Origin of the sequence: Solibaculum intestinale (assembly GCF_040096205.1) — a bacterium.
In the GTDB taxonomy this organism is placed as follows: domain Bacteria; phylum Bacillota; class Clostridia; order Oscillospirales; family Acutalibacteraceae; genus Solibaculum_A; species Solibaculum_A intestinale.
On record NZ_JBBMFD010000006.1, the window covers coordinates 1 to 19,417 of the forward strand.

Sequence of the window (19,417 nt, forward strand, 5' to 3'; positions counted from 1 at the left end):
ATCTCCCGCGGGCCGATTGGCCTGCGGGCGCCTTTCGCAGCTCCGTCGAGCTGGAAAATACATCTATTGTGAAGGCTTAGCACAGTTGCCTTTTTCGCCTGTTCCCCGAAGCTCTGGGCTGGCCGCAAGTCGTAAAAATCGAAGTACAGTCCAGCTTCTTCTCACGTCCGCCGTTTTCCTCAAGCAACCGCTGTACCTGCTCTTTTCGATGTCTTCCCAGAAGAAAGGGTTTTACATTCCCGCAACGAAATGGTTTTTCCCAATCAATTCACCCATTGCAGCTTTGGATAATATTCAAACAGAACCTTCCCCTTGATCTGATCCCGGCGCACATAGTGGTTCTTCCAGAAGCGGGAATCCAGAGAGTCGTTGCGGTTGTCTCCCATCATGAAGTAACCGTCTTCCGGGACATGATAAGGGCCGAACACCCCTTGCGTGGGTTCCTTTACATAGTCCTCCTGCAATCGCGTGCCGTTGATGTAAACCCCGCCGTCATGGATCTCCACCGTGTCCCCCGGCAGGCCGATGATCCGCTTGACGTACCAGTCCTCGTCCCCGTCGGGAGGTTCAAAGATGATGATGTCCCCCCGGGCCGGGTCCTCGAACAGATAGGACAGCCGGAAGGCCATGATCCGGTCCGATATCTGGATGGTATTTTCCATAGACCCGGTAGGAACTACGGCGTTGACCACCACAAAGTTACTGATAAGAAAGGCAAGCACCAGGGAAACAAGAATGAGACGAACCCAGCTGAATAGCTCCCACCGGATGCGTGGGCTCCGGGGCTTACTCTTATTGTCCGCCTGCATCGGTTTCTCCATTCCCGGTCCCTCCTTACGCATCCATTTCTTCCAGCTCGCGCAGCTGTTCCTCCAGCTGCTCCCACTGCTCGTAAAGCCCGTCGAGCTTTTGTTTGGTTTCGTCGAGCTGACCGGTCAGTTCCAAAATCTTGTTGTAATCCGCGCTCACTTGTGGAGAAGCCATCGCCTCCTGCAATTGCTCAATCTGGGCTTCCGTTTCCTCAATGGCGGTTTCCGTGCGGTTTCGCTGCCCCGCCGTGCGGCGCTTTTGGGATTCGAGCTCCTTTCGCCGCTGGTAATCGTTTTGCTTTTTCGGGACCGCTTTTTGCACTGCCTCTTCGCATTTGGGCCTGGCCTCTTCCCGCGCTAGATAATCGTCGTAGTTGCCGATGCACTCTTCTATGCCGTTCTCTTTCATGACAAGAACCCGGTCGGCCAGCTTGTTGATGAAATACCGGTCGTGAGACACCATCAAAAGAGTGCCCTCATACCCCAGCAGCGCGCTTTCCAGCGCTTCCCTTGAAGCAATGTCCAGATGGTTGGTAGGCTCGTCCAGAAGTAGAAAGTTCGCCTTGGAGAGCATCAGCTTCAAGAGGGCGACTCTGGCTCGCTCTCCGCCGCTTAACGCGCGCATAGGCTTAAACACGTCGTCTCCTGTGAACAGGAACACCGCCAGAGCGTTTCGCACCTGGGTCTGGGTCATCTGGGGGTACTTGTCCCAGACTTCGTGGATTACGTCCTTGTCATAGTTAAGCCCTTCTAAATTCTGATCGTAATACCCCGCCTTGATGCCCACACCCAGACGGAGAAACCCGCTGTCGGAAGGGAGCTGCCCGGTGATGATGCGAAGAAGGGTAGTTTTCCCGCAGCCGTTTTCCCCCAGAAGGAACACCCGTTCTCCATTTCGGATGTGCAGTTTTGCATGCTCGAACAGCTTCTTTTCCCCGAACCGTTTGGAAAGCTCTTCCGCCAGAAGCACGTCGTTGCCTCCGCCGGGCAGGACGTTGAACGCAAACCGGATGGCGGAAAGCTCCGCCTCCGGTTTGACCAGCTGCCCGCGCAGCCGGTCCACCATTTTCTGCTTGCTTTCGGCGGTCTTGATGTTCTTCTCCCGGTTCCACTGGCGCTGCTGGGCGATGATGCCTTCAATGCGCTTGATTTCCCGCATCTGGCTGTCGTACTGGTGCTGCAGCACCTCCCGGTCTTCCTGCTTGCGCAACAGATATTCGGAATATCCGCCGCCGTACATCCGCAGATGCCCGTGTTCGAGCTCAAAGGTTTTCTTCGTCACCTGGTCGAGAAAATACCGGTCATGGGAAATGACCAAGTAGGCCCCGTCGTAGGCCTTTAAGAAATCCTCCAGCCACCCCACGGAACGAATGTCCAGGTGGTTGGTAGGTTCGTCCAAAAGTAGCAGCTTCGCGTCGCAGGTGAGCAGGCGGGCAAGGCTCACCTTAGAGCGCTGGCCGCCGCTTAGGGAAAAGAGAGGACGCTCAAGGTCCTCGGGCGCAAACCCAAGTCCCAAAAGCGCCGCGCGTACCCGGCTTTGATAAGTAAGGCCCCCTTGAGCGGCGTATTGCTCGGTTAGAAACTGCTGGCGCTCAATGAGGCCCGCGTCATCACCTGCTTTGTCCAGAGCGGCAGTCAGGGAATGCAGCTCCTCCTCCATCCGGTGAAACTTCCAAAAACCGGACAGCGCCTCTTCCAGCACCGTGCGCCCGTCGTCGAGACAGGCGTACTGCTCCATATAACCGATGGCGTCCCGGTTGACGTAGACGCCGCCGGTGTCCGGTTCCATCTGGCCGATGATCATTTTAAACAGGGTGGTTTTTCCCGCGCCGTTGGCGCCCACCAAACCGATTTTGTCGTGTTCCTCCACGTGGAAGGATACGTTTTCGAAAAGCGTTTCCTCGCCGAAGGCTTTGGAAACATTGGTTGCGCTCAAATAAACCATACGATGCTTCTCCCGATCCATTTCGGATAAATTTGCAGATAAAATAAGTGTAGCACACTTGTCCCTCCTTGTAAACAAAAGCCGTCATACGGAAATCAGGACAAAAGTTGCAAAGAGAATGCCTCCGACCGGTTGCAAAGGGAGGGGAATATGCGGTATACTGATACGTAGAAAGAATCCTCTGCGTCCTTTCTATTTTATGTGGCAATCGGGGTGAGGATATAATCATGAACGATACCTTTAAGCATTCGTATAAGGTGGAGCATTTTGAATATGTGGGGCTGGCGGTGTATAACTGCGGCATCCAAAAGTGCGAAGAGGGACACAGCTGGGGCCCGGCGGTGCGTGACCACTATTTGATTCACTACATTCTGTCCGGAAAGGGCAGCTACGAAACCGGTGGGCAGCGGTATGAGCTGACGGCCGGAGACGGCTTTCTGGCATTCCCTTCCACGGTCATCCATTACCGGGCGGACGGGGCCGATCCATGGGAATATTCCTGGGTGGGTTTTAACGGCACCGAAGCGGAACGTCTTGTCAAGCTGGCCGGCCTTTCGCAGGACAAGCCGATTTTTCATTGTCCGCTGGAAAGCCCGCTGGCGGCGAATCTTGCCTCTATTTTTGACGCCACGGGATCGCGGGTGTCGGATGAAATCCGTATGCGGGGCAGGCTGATGGAGTTTTTGTCCACGCTTATTGAATACTGCGGTGCCAACGAAACCCAGCGGGACACCGGTACCGGCAGGCGGTACATCGAGAAGGCGTTGCGCTTTATCCAGTATAACTATTTTCACAGCATCAGCGTGGGCGACATTGCCGACAGTGTAGGCATCAGCCGCAGCCATCTTTACCGGCTCTTCATCGAACATCTGAGCATGTCTCCCAACGAGTATCTGACCCGGTTTCGCATCGACGAGGCCTGTGTGCTGCTGCGCTCCCAGGGCCTTTCGGTCAGCGAAGCGGCTTTTTCTTCCGGATTTTCCGACCAGCTGTACTTTTCGCGGGTGTTTAAGCGCTACAAGGGCGTGCCGCCGAGCAAGTATGCGCTGGATAAATAGAGCAAAGGATGTGGTAGGCGCATGATCGAAAGCTTCGAAGAGCTGGAGCGCCAATGTAAGGAATGCACCCGGTGCCCTCTGGCCGCCACCCGTACGAATGTGGTGTTCGGCGTGGGAAACCAGGAGGCGGAGGTGCTGTTTGTGGGCGAAGGCCCGGGCAAAAACGAGGATGAGCAGGGGGAGCCTTTCGTGGGGAGGGCCGGCCAGCTTCTTGATAAATTTCTAGCGGCGGTGGGGCTTTCCAGAGAAAGTGTGTACATTGCCAACATCGTCAAATGCCGTCCTCCCGAAAACCGGGACCCCAAGCCGGAGGAGCAGGAGCAGTGCATCGGCTGGCTGCGCAACCAATTCTACTTAATGAAGCCGAAGATTGTGGTTTGCTTAGGGCGCATTGCCGCTCTGAAGATGATCAGTCCCAATTTTAAGGTGACCAAGGAGCACGGCATCTTCTTTGAGAAGCACGGCACCCTGTTTATGGGTACCTTCCATCCTGCGGCGCTGTTGCGCTATCCCTCCAATAAGCCCGAGGCGTTTGAGGATTTTGTCAAGCTGCGGGATAAAGTACGGGAACTGTGCGACCATACCCCCATTGAGGACGTTGCGCCGGAAGGGTAAGGAAATCAAGGAGGCTTGGGATTTCTTCGGGCAAATGCGACGTGTAATTTTCAAAAGCTATGGTATCCTAGATTCCAAGAAAAACAAGTAAGGATGTGACGGATATGAAGGAAATGGAGCTTTACGAGCTTTGGAAGCAAAAGGCGGTGGGCGACCCGGATTTGGTACAGGAGCTTACGAGCATTGCCGGAGATGAGGTGGCCATCAAGGACCGGTTTTACGACGAGCTGCAATTCGGTACCGCCGGGCTGCGCGGCGTCATCGGCGCCGGAACCATCCGCATGAACATCTACACCGTCCGCCGGGCCACCCAGGGCTATGCGGACTATCTGCTGGAAACTTTTGATAAGCCTTCGGTTGCCATCGCGTTCGACAGCCGCATCAAGTCGGACCTGTTCGCAAAAGAGACGGCCTGCGTCTTCGCCGCCAACGGTATCCCGGTTCATATTTTCAAGGAATTGCAGCCTACTCCGGTGCTTTCCTTTGCCATCCGGTATTTGAAGGCCCAGGGCGGCGTGGTGGTTACGGCCAGCCACAATCCCTCCAAGTACAACGGCTACAAGGCTTACGGGGCGGACGGCTGCCAGATGACCGAAGAAGCGGCGGGCGCGGTTATGCGCAAAATGCAGGCGGTGGACGTGTTCGACGGGGCCAAGACCATGGATTTTGACGAAGGCGTGCGCACGGGAAAAATCTCCATCATCGGGGACGATCTGCTAAACGCCTACTTGGATGCGGTGGCGGCGAAAGCCATCCATCATGGTGTGGGCAAGCAGGCGGGCTTAAAGGTGGTTTACACCCCCTTAAATGGTGCGGGCAATGTGCCGGTGCGCAAGATTCTCGCCCGGGAGGGCTTTGAGCAGGTGTATGTGGTGCCCGAGCAGGAGATGCCCGACGGCAACTTCCCCACCGCTCCCTTCCCGAACCCGGAAATCCGCCAGGCCTTCGAGTGCGCCTTAAAGCTTGCCGAGCAGGTAGGGCCGGACATTCTTTTGGCCACCGACCCGGACAGCGACCGGGTAGGCATCGCCGTGCGCCAGGATGGGGAATATGTCCTCATGTCCGGCAACGAAGTGGGCGCCCTACTTTTTGACTACATTTGCTCCCAGCGTATTGCAAACGGCACCATGCCCAAAGACCCCGTGGCGGTGACGACCATTGTTTCCACCCGGATGACGGCGGCCATTGCCAAGAAATACGGGGTGCAGCTCATCGACGTGCTCACCGGGTTTAAGTATATCGGCGAGCAGATCGGGCTTTTGGAAAAGAAGGGCGAGGACGACCGGTTTGTCTTCGGCTTTGAGGAAAGCTATGGGTATCTGGCAGGCTCCTATGTCCGAGATAAGGACGCGGTGGTGGGTTCTATGCTCATCTGCGAGATGGCGGCCTTCTATAAGCAGCAGGGCAGAACCCTTTACGACGTGATGCAGGACCTGTATCAGGAGTTCGGCTTCTATAAGAACGCGGTGGATTCCATTGTCCGGGAAGGCGCGGCTGGCATGGCGGAGCTTCAGGGGATTATGGAAAAGCTGCGCAAAAACCCGCCGGCTCAAATCGCCGAGCGGAAGGTAACGGGAATTGCCGACTACCAGCAGTCCACCGATACCGACCTTGCATCGGACACGGTTAACGTCATTCATCTGCCCAAGTCCAACGTCCTGTGCTACCGGCTCGAAGGCGGCGCACAGGTCATCGTCCGTCCTTCCGGCACCGAGCCGAAGGTGAAAATTTATTATACAGCGAAGGCGCCTACCAGCAAAGAAGCAGACGAAATCACCGAGCAGCTCAAGGCTTCCATGAATACGCTGCTCTCATAAGTCATTTTCAGATCGGCGCGGGCCCGGCAGCACACTTCGCTGCCGGGCCCTTTTATTCTGGCCGCCGTCTTGTGAAGAATGCCGTGAACCCCGGGCGCGCTGCCTTTTGAGTGCGGCGGACAGCGCGGTTTTCTCCAACCGTATACCCGGTTTGGTACAGAGCGGCCAAGGTAAAAAGACGGGTGGAAGCGTGCATAGATTTCTAACAAATTGTTCACACAAAACTGCATTCCTTGCAAGAAGATGTGGTATAATAAAGTTGAAATATTTTACAGTTTCTACAATGCGGTTTCTTTGTTTTTACCGTTTCGCCGCGCAGGCATAGAAAGGAGTGGCGGCCGTGAAGGAGCTTTATTTGGTGACCGGTGCGAAAGGGCACCTGGGAAATACCATCATTCGCAGGCTCAAAAGTGAGGGCAAATGGGTGAGAGGCCTGGCCCTACCGGGAGACCCGTCCCAGGCGCTCAACCAGCTGGATGTGGAGATTTTCGAGGGGGACATCTGCTACCCCGCTTCCATTGAACCGGCTTTTCAGACCAAAGAGCCCTGTGAACGGATCGTCATTCATACCGCCGGCATTGTTTCCATCGCATCCAAGTTTCAGCAGAAGGTGTTTGACGTCAATGTGACCGGCACGGCCAACATCATTGCCCTGTGCCGGAAATATCCGACCAGGCGCCTCATCTATACCAGCTCCGTCCACGCCATTCCGGCGCCCAAGGGAACCGTACTGTCGGAAGTCACCCATTTTGACCCGAATGCGGTGGAAGGACTTTATGCGAAAACCAAGGCCCAGGCCGCCCAGTTGGTGCTGGATGCGGCAAAGGAAGGCCTCGACTCGGTTGTGGTCCATCCCTCCGGCATCATCGGGCCGTATGACTACGGCCACGGGCATCTGACCCAGCTGATTATGGATTACCTGGATCATCGGTTGGTGGCCTGTGTAAGTGGCGGCTACGATTTTGTAGACGTGCGGGATGTGGCGGACGGGATTCTTTCCGCGGCGGAGCATGGAAAGCCCGGCGCCTGCTACATTCTTTCCGGGCATTACTGTGCCATCCCCGCGTTGCTGAAAACCCTCAGCGAACTCAGCGGCCGCAAGCCGGTCAAAACGGTTCTTCCCACCTGGCTTGCCAAGGCTACCGCGCCTTTAGCGGAGTGGTATTATAAGCTGCGCCGCCAGCCGCCGCTTTACACCAGATATTCTCTGTTTACCCTGGGCAGCAACGCTAATTTCTCTTACCAAAAGGCGAAAGAGGAGCTTGGGTATCAGCCCCGCCCGCTTGTCGACACGCTGAAAGACACGGTGGGTTGGCTGGAACAAAACCAGAGGGTCAAGCCTCACATGGTTCAAAAAAATTCGATTGGATAAAGAAAGCGCCTTGGGCGAAAAGCCCAAGGCGCTTTTATCATCTTGAGAAATGATCAGACTGAAGCCGTCTGTATGACTTGTTCTTCCACGATCTCCTCGGAAACATCGAAGTCCGGCGTGTTCATCTTCCGGATAGGAACGATCCGCTGCAGATACGCCGTCGCGTTTTTGGGATCGCGCTGAATGTCCGCCTGGAGTTCGTCGAGTTTTTCCTGCAGATGGTCGCCCTCACCGGGAAGGGGACGGGTAATCATAATGCGATTGTGGGCGGTGGTGATCAGACGATCGCGCTCGTCGTCGAGAATCAGTTCTTCGTAAAGTTTTTCTCCCGGACGAAGGCCTACGTATTTCACCATAATATCGATGTCCGGCGTGTAGCCCATCAGGCGGATCATGTTGCGGGCCAGATCGTCAATCTTGACCGGCTTTCCCATATCCAGCACATAAATCGCGCCGCTTTCCGCCATACCCCCGGCCTGCAGCACCAGCTGCGCCGCTTCCGGGATGGTCATAAAATACCGGGTGATGTCCGGGTGGGTTACGCAGACCGGGCCGCCTGACTCAATTTGCTTTTTAAACAACGGAACCACGCTTCCGTTGGAACCAAGGACATTCCCAAAGCGTACCGCCATAAACCGGGTCTTGCTGATCGAAGCCATATGCCGGATGATGATTTCCGTCACCCGCTTGGTGGCACCCATCACATTGGTGGGATTGACCGCCTTGTCGGTGGACAGGAGCACAAACCGCTTGACTCCATATTTATCGGCGCATTTGGCCACGTTGAGGGTTCCAAACACATTGTTCTTCACCGCCTCGGCAGGGCTGTCCTCCATCAGCGGGACATGCTTATGGGCCGCCGCGTGGAAAACAATACTGGGATGGTACTGGGTAAAGATTTCCTCCAGCCTTGCCTCATCCCGCACCGAACCGATCAAAATCAGGCTGTTGAGCGCGCTGCCGTACCGGTCCTTGAGTTCGTTTTGCAGTTCGTAAGCGTTGTTTTCGTAAATGTCGAAGATGATTAGCAGCTTTGGTGAGAACCGGGCAATCTGCCGACAAAGCTCCGAGCCGATGGAACCGCCGCCGCCTGTGACCAGAACCACATTGTCCTTCAAATAATCACTGATGCTCTGCATGTCGAGCTTTACCTCATCGCGCAGCAGCAGGTCGGAAATGTGCAGCTCCCGCACTTCGGCGATGGGGCGGGTACCGTCCTGGATTTCGCTCAAGGGAGGGACCATCTTGATCTTGCACTTGGTTTTGGTACAATTGCTGACGATCCGTTCGTATTGATCGGAGGTGGCGGAGGGAATGGCGATATAAATGTCGTCAATGGAGAATTGCTCCGCCAGTTCCTGAATACGGTCTACGCCATAGAGGACGGTCACGCCGCGGATCTGGGTGTGGTGCTTTTTAATGTCGTCGTCCACCACAAGCACCGGCGTTCCCCTTTTGGGGCCTTCGTTGAGCAGGTCATGCACCAGAGAGGAACCGGCGTTGCCGCCACCCACCACCATGATCCGGCGGGAAACCTTGTTTTCCACCGAGGCAATAGAAGCGCGAACGTGGATATACCGGTAAACAAAACGGGAAAACAAAAGAAACCCAATGGAAATAATGGTTCCCATCACATAAACCGGCAAGGGAAGGGGCACATTCAGAATCAATCCGTAGAGGTAATAGAATACCATAGCGGTAATCGAACCCATAGTAATCCGCGCAATGTCCAGCGAGGAGGCGTAAATCCACAGCACGTGATAGACCCGGTAGGCGCAGAGGCTGAGAATGGTGAAAATAGAAAGCGCCCAAAAACTCTGAAAATAATTTAAGAGCAGCCCGGTGTCTAGGACAAAATTGTTAAGCAGCAAATATGAAAAAATTACAGCTGTGTTGACTACGAACACGTCCAACAAAGCCAGCCCGATTTTGGGCAGCAACACCGGCAGAAAAAATGTATTCTTTTGTTTCATGGGCGTATCCACCTTTTTGACATCAATCTCATTTCTTCGACTTAATTTTATCTCTTTTTTTTCTGCTTGTCAATGTGCCTTACAATAATGTAAATCTTTTGAAGAAAAAACATACACCGTTTTTTCCGGTTCCTACATTTTTCTCGTCCGGTTGACACGCTTGTTTTTGCGGCGTTTCTGATTGACAATCACGGCAATAACTGCATAGACCACAATCAAACCTACCACCGCGACAATTGCGATTTTGAACCAAGTAGAGGAGATAATTTCGTTGATTTTTTCCATATAGAACTGGAATTCGCTGCGGTTGACCGACTCGCCTGCCACCAGGTCGATAGTGCCCAGCTCTTCCCCTGCCAGCATCAGCTTGGCGGTCCCCAGCTTGTCCCCCTTCTTTACCGGAGCGTCCACCGTATCGGGTAGTTCGGGAACCAGCAGAATGCTGGATTTTTCAATGTTCTTGGGTACTAGTGCGGAGAAATCCTCCCCGGGATAGGCGAGCACGCTGTCCTTTTCTTCGCCTAGGTGTATACTGACTTCCCCGCTGGGTTCCTGCTGGTCCACCAGGGATTTGACCTGAAAATTAGGCAGCGCCCATTCGTACAGGTTGATGGCGTCCATGAAATTGTACATGTCCGTAATGGGCTCGCCGTTTTCGTCTTCCACCGGCGCGCCCAGGGTGATGAGCAGATAGGTGTACCCGTCCTGGGAAGCGGTGGAGATGAGGCACCTGCCCGCTTCCGGGGTATACCCGGTCTTAATGCCCCTGGCGGGGCTGTAATAATACTTGACGCCGCCGGTGGCCTGGTCCATCAGCAGGTTTGTGGTTACCAGAGTTCGTTCCTCGTTCATATTGGTCGCCGGCATCCGGTACCGGGCCGTGGAGCAGATTTCCATAAACACCGGCAGTTTCATAGCGTTTTGCACGATTTTATACAGATCCCGCGCCGTAGTATACTGGTCGTCGTCGTGAAGGCCGTGGGGATTGACGAAGTGGGTGTTCTCACACCCAAGCTCCTTGACCCGCTCGTTCATTTTATCCACAAAATCGCTCACGCTTCCGCCCACTGCGTCCGCGATGACATTGGAGCCCTCACAGGCGGACTTGATGAGCATGGCGTAGAGGAGCTGGCGCATGGTCAGCACCTCGCCGTCTTTGAGCCCGGCGTTGGAATAGCCCCAGCCCAAATCGTCGAACAAAGCGCCGTCCACAGTGACCTGTTCGTCCAGCCGGTCGCCCCATTCCTCCAATGCGATCATCGCCGTGACCACCTTGGTCAGAGAAGCGGGGTACATTTTCTGATCCGCGTTTTTCTCATATACAATCTCGCCCGTCTCCACGTTTGCCATCAAAACCGCTTGGGAGCGCACCGGCACGCTGTCCGGCGGCGTATAGGAGGCCGACGCGGAAAACGGCATGAGCAGCAGCGCGACAATCAGCAAGGCAGACAGGAAAATTGCCTTTTTGTTCATGGACATTTCCCTCCAATGTGATATACTATATATTCATGATATGATCTTAATTAGTATATCAGGGTTCTGGCAAAAAAGAAAGGCATTTTTCCGAAAGGAAGGGTCTTTGGAAGAATGTAAGAAAGACGTAAGGTTTGCCAGCGCACGCCCATATTGTTCTGGAGGGATTTTTGGTTTGATTTACGTGACAGGCGACCTGCACGGGGAACTGGCGCGGTTCTCCGAGCGGCAGATGAAGGTGGTCAAGAAGCGCGACACCCTTTTGGTCTGCGGCGATTTCGGCTTTGTGTGGGATGGGAGCAAGGAAGAACAGAAAGCGCTCAAAGCTCTGGGGAAATTCCCGTTTACCATCGCCTTTGTAGACGGCGCCCATGAAAACTTCGAGCTGCTTGAGCGGCTGCCCGTAAGCGAGTGGTGCGGCGGCAAGGTGCGCTGGCTGCAGGAGAACACGGTGCAGCTGATGCGGGGCGAAATCTACGAGATCGAGGGGGAACGGATCTTCGCCTTCGGCGGCGGGGAAAGCCCGGACAAGGACATCCGCCGGGAGGACGGGCACTGGTGGGCAAGAGAACTCCCTTCTCCTGAGGAAATCGAGGAAGGGCGGCGCAATTTGGAGGCGTCCTTCCATGAGGTGGACTATATCATCACCCATGAGCCGTCCGCGGCAGTCAAGGGGATGCTCAACATCGGGGAGGATTATATCAATTCCCTGAATATTTTTTTCGACGAGGTGGCGAAAACCTGCAAATTCAAGCGCTGGTTTTTCGGCAGCTGCCATGTGGACAAGGTGATTTCCCCCCGGCAGATCGCGGTGTTTGGGGACGTGCTGCCGCTGGACCTGAACAAAAAGAAGCGGTGAGGCGGGTATGAAGCTGCTGCATACGGCCGACTGGCACCTGGGCAAGGTGATCTTTTCCCGCTCTTTGTTGGAAGAGCAGGAACAGTTTCTCTACGAAACCTTTCTTCCGGCGGTGGACCGGGAGGACCCGGACCTGATTCTGATCAGCGGGGACGTGTTCGACCGGCCCATTGCGCCGGTGGAGGCCATCCGCTTGTTTGACGACCTGCTTTATGCCTTATGCGCCGAACGCAGGCGAAAGGTGGCCATCATTTCCGGAAACCACGACAGCGCCGACCGGCTGACGGTAGGCGCGGAGATTCTCAAAAAGCAGGGGCTTTATATTGCTTCCCGGATCAAAGCAGAGCCCGAACCGGTGCGGCTTTGCGACGAGTTTGGGCCAATCGAGCTGTGGATGCTGCCTTACTTCGATCCTGCTCAGGTGCGCGAGGTCTATAAGGACGAGACGATACGGGGCTTTCAGGAGGCGTATGAGCGGGTGCTCGCGGCGGTTAGGGAACGGCAGACGCCGGGGGCACGGCAGGTTCTTATGGCTCACTGCTTTGTGACGGGTTCGAAAAAGAGCGAGTCGGAATCGCCTTTGTCCATCGGGGGCAGCGGCGAAGTGGACGGCGCGCTGTTTTCCGGGTTCGATTACGTGGCCCTGGGCCATCTGCACGGGCCTCAGCCGGCGGGGAAAAACGCCCGGTACGCGGGCTCGCCTTTAAAATATTCCTTTGACGAGGCGCATCACAAAAAGTCGCTGACGGTGGTGGAGCTGGGAGAAAAAACGGTAGCGGTCCGGCAGCTTCCCATCACGCCCAAACGGGACATGCGCATGGTGGAGGGGACTTTGGAAGAGCTGCTAAGGGCAGCGAAAACGGACGAGCGCCGAGAGGATTTCTTGTACGCCACTCTTTTGGACGAGGCCCCCGTGTTCGAGCCCATGGCCCGGCTGCGGGAAGGGTATCCGAACCTCTTAGGGCTGGAATGCGTTTGGCTGCGGGGCGGTAGCGACCAGTCCTCCGGCCGGGACGCCCTTCGCAAAAGCCTTCGGGCCAAGCGGGTGGATGACCGGGCGGTGTTCGAGGCGTTTTTGCGGCAGGTCTGCGACCGAGAGCCGGATGAGGAACTCACCCGGCTTTTTTGTGAGCTTGCCGGAGAGGAGGAACGCCTGTGAAACCGGTAAAGATCGTCATGCAGTGCTTCGGTGCTTATCTGGGCCGAAGCGAAGTGGATTTTCTGAAACTCGCCGGAGCACCCCTTTTTTTAATTTCCGGCCCCACCGGTTCGGGCAAGACTACCCTGCTCGACGCCATGAGCTGCGCCCTCTACGGCAGGGCTACCGGGGCTTTGCGCAGGGACTGGAAGGAGCTTCGCAGCACCGGTGCCTCTCAGGAAACGCCCACGGTGGTGGAATTCGAGTTTACCCTGGGAGCAGAACGCTATCGCTTTGTGCGCACCTTTTCGGAACGCATGGTCAAGAAGCGGTCGGGCGCTACCGAACTCAAGCAGGAGAGCACGGCGGAATGCTTTGTCTGGGCGGCGGACGGGTGGCGGCTGCTGGGAACCGGGCTGGAGGTGGCCCAGAAGGCGAAGGAACTGCTGGGCTTTACCTACGAGCAGTTTTCCCAGGTGATTGTGCTGCCTCAGGGGGAATTTCGCAAGCTGCTCACCGCTTCCTCCAGTGAAAAGGAAGGCATTTTAGAGGTGCTGTTCGCCACCGGAAAGTGGAAACGGATTGCCGAGCGGGCAAACGAGCGGGCGAATCAGCTCAAAGAGCAGCTCAAACAGATATCCGCCGGGCTCGCTCCTTTGCTTGCGTCTTACCAGGTGGAGGACCTTTCCGGTTTATTGGAAAAACGGGACGCCTGCCGGCGGGACGGGCAGCAAGCAAAGGAACAGGAGGCTTTGCTCCAGAAAGCCTTACAGGAAGCAAATGTTCGGTTGCAGGAAGCCGCCCGGCAAAAGGAACGGTTCGACCGGCTTTCTTCCGCCAAGGAACGGCAAGCGCAGCTTCGTCTTAAAGCGGAGGAGATGGACGGGTTTCGTAAGCAGTACGCCTATGGGGTTAAGCTAAAAGGGGTGCAGCCTTATTTTCAGATGTGGCAGTCCGCCGTCAAGCGGGAAAGGGACGCAAAGGGAGAAGAGCAGGAAAGCAGACGGCGGGAAAGCGCCGCCGCGGCCGCCTGCCGTGAGGCCCAGGAGGCGGCCAACGCCATTCCACGTTTGCAAGAGGAAGCGGAAGAGGAAAGCCGCAGGCTCAGCGTCCTGGAACGGGCGCTGGAGGATGCAAAGCGTTTGACCCAGGCGAGGCGGACGGCCTCTTTGGCGGCAAAGGCCGCTGAGGAAGCGGGCAAGCGGGAACAAGAGGCTGCTGCCGAGGCTGCCGCATTGCAGGCGCGCGTTGAAAAGGGTGAAAACTATCTGCGCGAGCAGTTTGAAACGTATCTGTCCAGGCTCCCGGAGTTCTCCCTGCGGGTGCAGACGCTGACCGCAGCAAAGGACGCTTTGTCCGCCCTGCACAGCGCCCAGGAAACCGAGCGGGAGATGTTCGCCGCGAAACTGGCGGCGGGCAAGCGGGCGGCGGACGCTCAACAAGCCCTTGCCGCCCGAAGGGAAACGCTTTTGCAGTTCGAGGCGGCGTCCCGGGCGGACGCGGCCTACCTGCTGGCGTCCTTATTAAAGGAAGAAAAACCCTGCCCGGTGTGTGGGTCGATGCATCATCCGGCTCCCGCACGGCCGGCGGAAAATGTGCCGGCTCCAGAAGAGGTTCAGGCCGCGCGGGAGAACGAGCGGGCGGCGAAGGACGCCCAGGAAGCGGCGGAGCAGGAGCTTCACCGCAGGGAAACAGCCTATGAGGCGGCAAAACAGGCGCTGGCGCGGGCAAAAGATGCCTTTGCTCGGTTCGAGATCGAAGAAAGCGCCATCGAACCGGCCCTGTCGGAAGCAAACGAGAGGCTTTTTGCGGCCCAGAAAGCCCAGCGGGACCGGCTGAAAGGGGAAGCGCTGCTTGATAAGCTGCGCCGGGACCTGCCCGCGGCAAAGGAGCGGCTTGAGCAAAGCCGCAAGGACGCGCAGCAGGCGGCGGTGGCCGCAGCCAAAGCCCAGGCAAGCGTCCAGGAGCTAATAACGGCGCTGCAGGGACAGGAAACGGATACTGGAAAGCTGACGGCGGCGATCGGCGAGCATCGGCTGTGTTTGCAGCAAAAGAAAGAGTCGGTTGCCCGGCTTCAGGAAAGCTTATCCCAGGCAAAATCCAACCTGTCCGGGGCGAGGGAAGGGGCGGCCGCCGCTTTGGAGGCGGTCAAAAAAGCCTACGGTCAGCGAACCCATGCCCAGACCGAATATGAACACCAGTGCACAGCCGCCGGGCTTACACCCGGGGAGGACCCCGCTTTGCAAAAAGAACTGCTCGACCGGCTGCCTCAAATGGAGCAGGCCATCGACCAGTATGACAAGGAGCAGGCGGCGGTCAAGGATGTGATTGCCCAGCTTCAGGAGCAGCTGTCCGGCGTATCCGTTCCCGATTTGGCGAACCTTACCGAAAAGCGGGATGCTCTTTCCAAAGAAAAGGCCGAACAGGATGCGGCCATCGGTCGGTTGCAGGAGCGGGAGACGGCGCTAAGCGAGGCCTGCAGCCGAGCCCAAGCGTATTGCAAAGAGCAGGAAGGACTAGAGGAGCAGTACCGCACGGCGGGGGCTCTGGCAGAGCTTTTAAGCGGAAAAAATCCCCGTAAAATTCCGGTGCATCAGTTTGTGCTGGGCATCATGCTCGACGACATTGTAAGCGCCGCAAACCAGTATCTCTTGCGTTTAAGCCGGGGCCAGTACAACCTGGTGCGCATGGACCGTCAGGGCGGCCAGGGCTACCGAGGGCTGGACCTGGCGGTGCTCGACGGCTACCGGGGCGGCGAGCGCAGCGTCAACACCCTGTCGGGCGGCGAGCTGTTTTTGGCGTCGCTTGCTCTGGCCTTCGGCCTGGCGGACACGGTGCAAAGCTACGCCGGCGGCATCCGGCTGGATTCGGTGTTCATTGACGAAGGGTTCGGCACTCTGGACGCCCAGACGCTCGAATGCGTTATGGGCGCGCTGTCCGAGCTTCAGTCGGGCGGACGGCTGATCGGGATCATCTCCCATGTAGGGGAGCTTCGGGAACGGATCGCCGCGAAAATCGAGGTGTCCCCCGATCCCAAGGGAGGCAGCAAAGTGGAGCTTGTGTGCGGATAAACCGCCTTGCAGCAGAAGGAGGAAGGAAACGTGCCCTACCAAAAGACCACCGGGTTCTTTTTGAGCGCCAACGGAATCGATCAAGTCGCTTATTATGTGTATACGCCAGGGGAAAAGCCCTGGGCGGTGCTGCAGCTTTCCCACGGCATGTGCGAATACATCGAACGGTACGAGCAGGTGCCTTTTCTAGAGGAAATGACCCGGGCGGGCGTTCTCGTGTGCGGTAACGACCATCTGGGCCACGGTAAGACCGCACCCAAACAGGAGGACTTAGGATACTTCGACCAGAAGGATGGCTGGCGCACCCTGCCCAAGGACCTGCACCAACTGACGGCCAAAATCCGCAGCCAGTACCCCGGCCTTCCCATCTTCCTGCTGGGGCACAGCATGGGTTCCTTCGCCGCCCGGGCTTATTTGAGCCAGTACGGCCAGGAGCTTACTGGGGCGCTGATTGTGGGTACCAGTGGGGGAGAACCGCTGGCGGGTGTCGGAATGGCGCTTGCCAAGTTCATCGGCCTATTCAAAGGAGATCGGCACCGCAGCCGTCTCATTAACGGCATGGCTTTCGGCTTTTATAACCGCAAGTATGAGCAGCATCGCTCCTCCTTTGACTGGCTCAGCCGCGATCCGCAAATCGTGGACCGGTACGTGGAGGACCCCTACTGCCATTTTCTCTTTACTCTCAACGGCTTTTATAACCTGTTTCACCTTCTAAAGACCGTTTCCAAAAAGGAATGGGCCAAAAGCGTGCCCAAGGACCTGCCCATTCTCCTGCTCAGCGGGGATATGGACCCGGTGGGCCAGTTCGGCAAAGGGGTGGAGAAGGTGTGCCGGCGTTTGCGCGAGGCTGGAGTCAAGCAGGTGGACTGCAAACTTTATAAAGGCGGGCGGCACGAGATCATCAACGAGATCAATCGAAGCGACGTGTACAAGGACATTCTTCGTTTTCTCATCACCACGGCGAAAGGGGAAAAAGCATGAACATTGCGGTAGTAGGCCTGGGTTTGATCGGCGGGTCGCTGTGCAAGGCGATCAAGCACCGCACCAAGCATCTGTGCTTTGGGCTGGATAAAAGCGGGGAAACCCTGCACGCCGCCTTAAACCAGGGGGCCATCGACCGGGTCATCGAGCCTGAGGGCCTGTCCCAGGCGGACCTGACTTTGGTCTGCCTTCATCCCCGGCAGACCATCGACTTTATCCTGGAAAACGCCGCCCATTTTCGCCCGGGCAGCATCGTGGCAGACGTATGCGGCGTCAAAAAAACGGTGGTGGACCAGGTGACCCTTCCGCTGCGGCAAAGAGGCGTCTCCTTTGTGGGAACCCATCCCATGGCGGGACGGGAGTTTTCCGGCTTTGCCTATTCACTCGACAGCCTCTTTGACCGGGCGAGCTTTATCATTACCCCCTCGGCGGATACCCCAGCCCCCAGTATCGACGCGGTAAAAGCCCTGGCCAAGGAAATCGGGTTTGCCCGGATCGTGCTGACCACCCCCCAGGAGCACGACCGGATTATCGCCTTTACCTCCCAGCTTGCCCATGTAGTGTCCAACGCGTACGTCAAAAGCCCCACCCTGAAAAAGCAGGGCGGCTTTACCGGCGGCAGCTTCCAGGACCTGACCCGGGTGGCCAAGCTCAATGAGGACATGTGGACCACCCTGTTTCTGATGAACAAGGACCCGCTTCTGGCGGAAATCGACTGCATTCTCGAAAAGCTCGCCGAATACCGTCAGGCAATTGCAAATGAAGACGCCGACGGGCTGCGCACCCTGCTCCGGGAGGGACGGGAGTTAAAGGAAGAAAGTTTGCTTGAAGCGAAGGAAACGAAAAAGGCCGCGCCGTGAACGGGCGGCCTTTTTCGTTTGCCGGAGGTCCAATAACAAAACAAGCGGACGAAGGAAGGTTATTCTTCGTCCGCTTGTTTTGTTAAGTCCGGAATATGGTCAAGAGCGTAATCAATGCATTGATTGATAAACTCACTTCTACTTAAATTATATTTGTATGCCAATTTATCGATTCTTTCTAGCTTTTCAAAATCGATCCGAATGGTAATGGGATCTTTCTTATACGGCTTTGGGACAAAATCAGACATATTTCCACTCACCTCTTGCCATAAGTATATGGTTTATTGTATTCTAAATATAGAGTCTATATTCGAATACAATTTAGAATACAAAGAGGTGCTGTTATGAAAAAACAAACATGTTGTTTCACCGGACACAGAAAAATTCCCCCTGAACAATATGAAGAGATTATAAAACGGCTTAAGTCCGAAATTACGGCGATGATTCAACAAGGCGTCATCTATTTTGGAGCTGGTGGCGCTTTGGGATTTGATACCATGGCTGCTCAGACAGTACTTGCGTTAAGAGAGCAATATCCGCAAATCAAGTTAATCCTGGTTCTCCCGTGTAAAACGCAAACTCGTGGTTGGAATGAAGAAGAAAAAGCAACTTATGAAAATATCAAAAAAGCTTGCGATAAATATATTTATATTTCGGATGCGTATACGTATGGTTGCATGCATGAACGCAATCGTCATCTGGTTGATTGTAGCAGTTATTGTATTTGTTATTTAACCAAGCACTCCGGAGGTACCGCCTATACGGTTGAATATGCCAAAAAGAAAGGATTGATAGTAATGAATCTTGCCGTTTCGGAGAGTGGAAACAGGAAAGCTTGATGCTTACTTAAAAGACAAAGGAAAGGACCTCCGCTTGAAGGCGGAGGTCCTTTCCTTTGCATACCGCAAGCGCGGACAGCAGGGAAGAAACGGCGAACCTGCATCCTGGGAACGGACACAACGGATATTCAAAAGAAAAGAAAAATTTTTGCACAAACCCATTGACTTACGCATATCTTGTTGGTATAATACAATCAAACAAATGAACAAATGCTCATATGAATTGAGGTTGAGAAAATGAGTGCAAATCCTGAGTCCATCCAGCAAGCCAACCTTTCCCACGAGGAATTGATCGCCCAGGTCAAAGACCAGATGCCCGACGAAGAGACCCTCTACGATCTGGCGGAGCTTTTCAAGGTGTTCGGTGATACCACCCGGGTGCGCATCATGTGCGCACTGTTTGAGCAGGAGCTGAGCGTGACCGATATTTCCGAGCTTCTAGGAATGGGCCAGTCGGCCATTTCCCACCAGCTTCGGCTGCTGCGGTCGGCCCGCCTGGTGCGCTCCCGCCGGGATGGGAAAATGGCCTATTATTCTTTGGACGACGAGCACGTCCGTGAAATCTTCGACAAAGGCTTAGCCCATATTGAAGAACGCTGAGTTCCCG

The 19,417-nt window shown here is 55.7% G+C and carries 16 protein-coding genes; 11 read left to right on the top strand and 5 right to left on the bottom strand.

What is annotated here, in order from left to right; genetic code table 11:
* Positions 1–263 precede the first annotated feature (263 nt).
* Positions 264–821: a signal peptidase I gene (gene lepB / locus WMO26_RS05030; protein WP_349218596.1), complete on the bottom strand. Its 558-nt coding sequence runs from the start codon at positions 819–821 to the stop codon at positions 264–266.
* A 13-nt stretch (positions 822–834) separates the two neighbouring features.
* The gene (locus WMO26_RS05035; RefSeq protein ID WP_349218598.1) at positions 835–2,754 is read right to left on the bottom strand and encodes an ABC-F family ATP-binding cassette domain-containing protein; all 1,920 of its coding nucleotides are present in this window, start codon (positions 2,752–2,754) and stop codon (positions 835–837) included.
* A 227-nt stretch (positions 2,755–2,981) separates the two neighbouring features.
* Here WMO26_RS05035 and WMO26_RS05040 point away from each other — a divergent pair, with 227 nt between their 5' ends.
* From WMO26_RS05040 to WMO26_RS05055, 4 genes are all read left to right on the top strand, one after another.
* Positions 2,982–3,812, top strand: coding sequence for an AraC family transcriptional regulator (locus tag WMO26_RS05040; RefSeq protein WP_349218600.1), 831 nt, complete (start codon positions 2,982–2,984; stop codon positions 3,810–3,812).
* A 21-nt stretch (positions 3,813–3,833) separates the two neighbouring features.
* Positions 3,834–4,427, top strand: a complete 594-nt coding sequence (locus tag WMO26_RS05045) for a uracil-DNA glycosylase (RefSeq protein ID WP_349218602.1) — start codon at positions 3,834–3,836, stop codon at positions 4,425–4,427.
* Between the two features lie 104 nt (positions 4,428–4,531).
* Positions 4,532–6,244 carry a phospho-sugar mutase gene (locus tag WMO26_RS05050; RefSeq protein ID WP_349218603.1) on the top strand — a complete coding sequence of 571 codons (1,713 nt, stop codon included), beginning with the start codon at positions 4,532–4,534 and terminating at the stop codon, positions 6,242–6,244.
* Between the two features lie 340 nt (positions 6,245–6,584).
* A complete protein-coding gene (locus WMO26_RS05055) occupies positions 6,585–7,616 on the top strand; it encodes an NAD-dependent epimerase/dehydratase family protein (RefSeq protein ID WP_349218604.1) in 1,032 nt (343 codons plus the stop codon).
* 53 nt (positions 7,617–7,669) lie between these two features.
* Here the strand turns inward: WMO26_RS05055 and WMO26_RS05060 are convergent, their stop codons facing one another.
* Both WMO26_RS05060 and WMO26_RS05065 read right to left on the bottom strand, forming a co-directional pair.
* Positions 7,670–9,589, bottom strand: a complete 1,920-nt coding sequence (locus WMO26_RS05060) for a polysaccharide biosynthesis protein (RefSeq protein WP_349218605.1) — start codon at positions 9,587–9,589, stop codon at positions 7,670–7,672.
* Positions 9,590–9,721: 132 nt separating this feature from the next.
* Positions 9,722–11,062, bottom strand: a complete 1,341-nt coding sequence (locus WMO26_RS05065; protein WP_349218607.1) for a D-alanyl-D-alanine carboxypeptidase family protein — start codon at positions 11,060–11,062, stop codon at positions 9,722–9,724.
* Positions 11,063–11,246: 184 nt separating this feature from the next.
* Here WMO26_RS05065 and WMO26_RS05070 point away from each other — a divergent pair, with 184 nt between their 5' ends.
* From WMO26_RS05070 to WMO26_RS05090, 5 genes are read left to right on the top strand one after another with little or no spacing between them, the layout of a single operon-like run.
* Positions 11,247–11,921, top strand: coding sequence for a metallophosphoesterase family protein (locus tag WMO26_RS05070; RefSeq protein WP_349218810.1), 675 nt, complete (start codon positions 11,247–11,249; stop codon positions 11,919–11,921).
* Between the two features lie 7 nt (positions 11,922–11,928).
* Entirely contained in the window at positions 11,929–13,080 is a 1,152-nt protein-coding gene (locus tag WMO26_RS05075) for an exonuclease SbcCD subunit D (protein ID WP_349218609.1), read from the top strand.
* Positions 13,077–16,130 (top strand): AAA family ATPase, encoded by a 3,054-nt coding sequence (locus WMO26_RS05080; RefSeq protein ID WP_349218610.1) that lies wholly within the window; start codon positions 13,077–13,079, stop codon positions 16,128–16,130. The genes WMO26_RS05075 and WMO26_RS05080 overlap by 4 nt, the downstream gene beginning before the upstream one ends.
* A gap of 30 nt (positions 16,131–16,160) precedes the next feature.
* Complete coding sequence (locus tag WMO26_RS05085; protein WP_349218611.1) at positions 16,161–17,111, top strand: alpha/beta fold hydrolase; 951 nt, start codon at positions 16,161–16,163, stop codon at positions 17,109–17,111.
* Positions 17,108–17,971 (top strand): prephenate dehydrogenase, encoded by an 864-nt coding sequence (locus WMO26_RS05090; RefSeq protein WP_349218612.1) that lies wholly within the window; start codon positions 17,108–17,110, stop codon positions 17,969–17,971. Before WMO26_RS05085 ends, WMO26_RS05090 begins: the two co-directional genes overlap by 4 nt.
* A 59-nt stretch (positions 17,972–18,030) precedes the next feature.
* On the opposite strand, the gene WMO26_RS05095 is transcribed toward WMO26_RS05090, so the two are convergent.
* The gene (locus tag WMO26_RS05095; RefSeq protein ID WP_349218613.1) at positions 18,031–18,219 is read right to left on the bottom strand and encodes a ribbon-helix-helix domain-containing protein; all 189 of its coding nucleotides are present in this window, start codon (positions 18,217–18,219) and stop codon (positions 18,031–18,033) included.
* A gap of 96 nt (positions 18,220–18,315) precedes the next feature.
* Between WMO26_RS05095 and WMO26_RS05100 the strand changes: the two genes are divergently transcribed.
* Positions 18,316–18,810, top strand: coding sequence for an SLOG family protein (locus WMO26_RS05100; protein WP_349218614.1), 495 nt, complete (start codon positions 18,316–18,318; stop codon positions 18,808–18,810).
* Positions 18,811–19,047: 237 nt separating this feature from the next.
* Positions 19,048–19,410 (top strand): ArsR/SmtB family transcription factor, encoded by a 363-nt coding sequence (locus WMO26_RS05105; protein ID WP_349218616.1) that lies wholly within the window; start codon positions 19,048–19,050, stop codon positions 19,408–19,410.
* Positions 19,411–19,417 lie beyond the last annotated feature (7 nt).

Bases quoted from the DNA above. Each gene is read 5' to 3' on its own strand.
- lepB (WP_349218596.1), bottom strand. From the start codon at position 821: ATGGAGAAACCGATGCAGGCGGACAATAAGAGTAAGCCCCGGAGCCCA.
- WMO26_RS05035 (WP_349218598.1), bottom strand. From the start codon at position 2,754: ATGGTTTATTTGAGCGCAACCAATGTTTCCAAAGCCTTCGGCGAGGAA.
- WMO26_RS05040 (WP_349218600.1), top strand. From the start codon at position 2,982: ATGAACGATACCTTTAAGCATTCGTATAAGGTGGAGCATTTTGAATAT.
- WMO26_RS05045 (WP_349218602.1), top strand. From the start codon at position 3,834: ATGATCGAAAGCTTCGAAGAGCTGGAGCGCCAATGTAAGGAATGCACC.
- WMO26_RS05050 (WP_349218603.1), top strand. From the start codon at position 4,532: ATGAAGGAAATGGAGCTTTACGAGCTTTGGAAGCAAAAGGCGGTGGGC.
- WMO26_RS05060 (WP_349218605.1), bottom strand. From the start codon at position 9,589: ATGAAACAAAAGAATACATTTTTTCTGCCGGTGTTGCTGCCCAAAATC.
- WMO26_RS05065 (WP_349218607.1), bottom strand. From the start codon at position 11,062: ATGAACAAAAAGGCAATTTTCCTGTCTGCCTTGCTGATTGTCGCGCTG.
- WMO26_RS05075 (WP_349218609.1), top strand. From the start codon at position 11,929: ATGAAGCTGCTGCATACGGCCGACTGGCACCTGGGCAAGGTGATCTTT.
- WMO26_RS05090 (WP_349218612.1), top strand. From the start codon at position 17,108: ATGAACATTGCGGTAGTAGGCCTGGGTTTGATCGGCGGGTCGCTGTGC.
- WMO26_RS05095 (WP_349218613.1), bottom strand. From the start codon at position 18,219: ATGTCTGATTTTGTCCCAAAGCCGTATAAGAAAGATCCCATTACCATT.
- WMO26_RS05100 (WP_349218614.1), top strand. From the start codon at position 18,316: ATGAAAAAACAAACATGTTGTTTCACCGGACACAGAAAAATTCCCCCT.
- WMO26_RS05105 (WP_349218616.1), top strand. From the start codon at position 19,048: ATGAGTGCAAATCCTGAGTCCATCCAGCAAGCCAACCTTTCCCACGAG.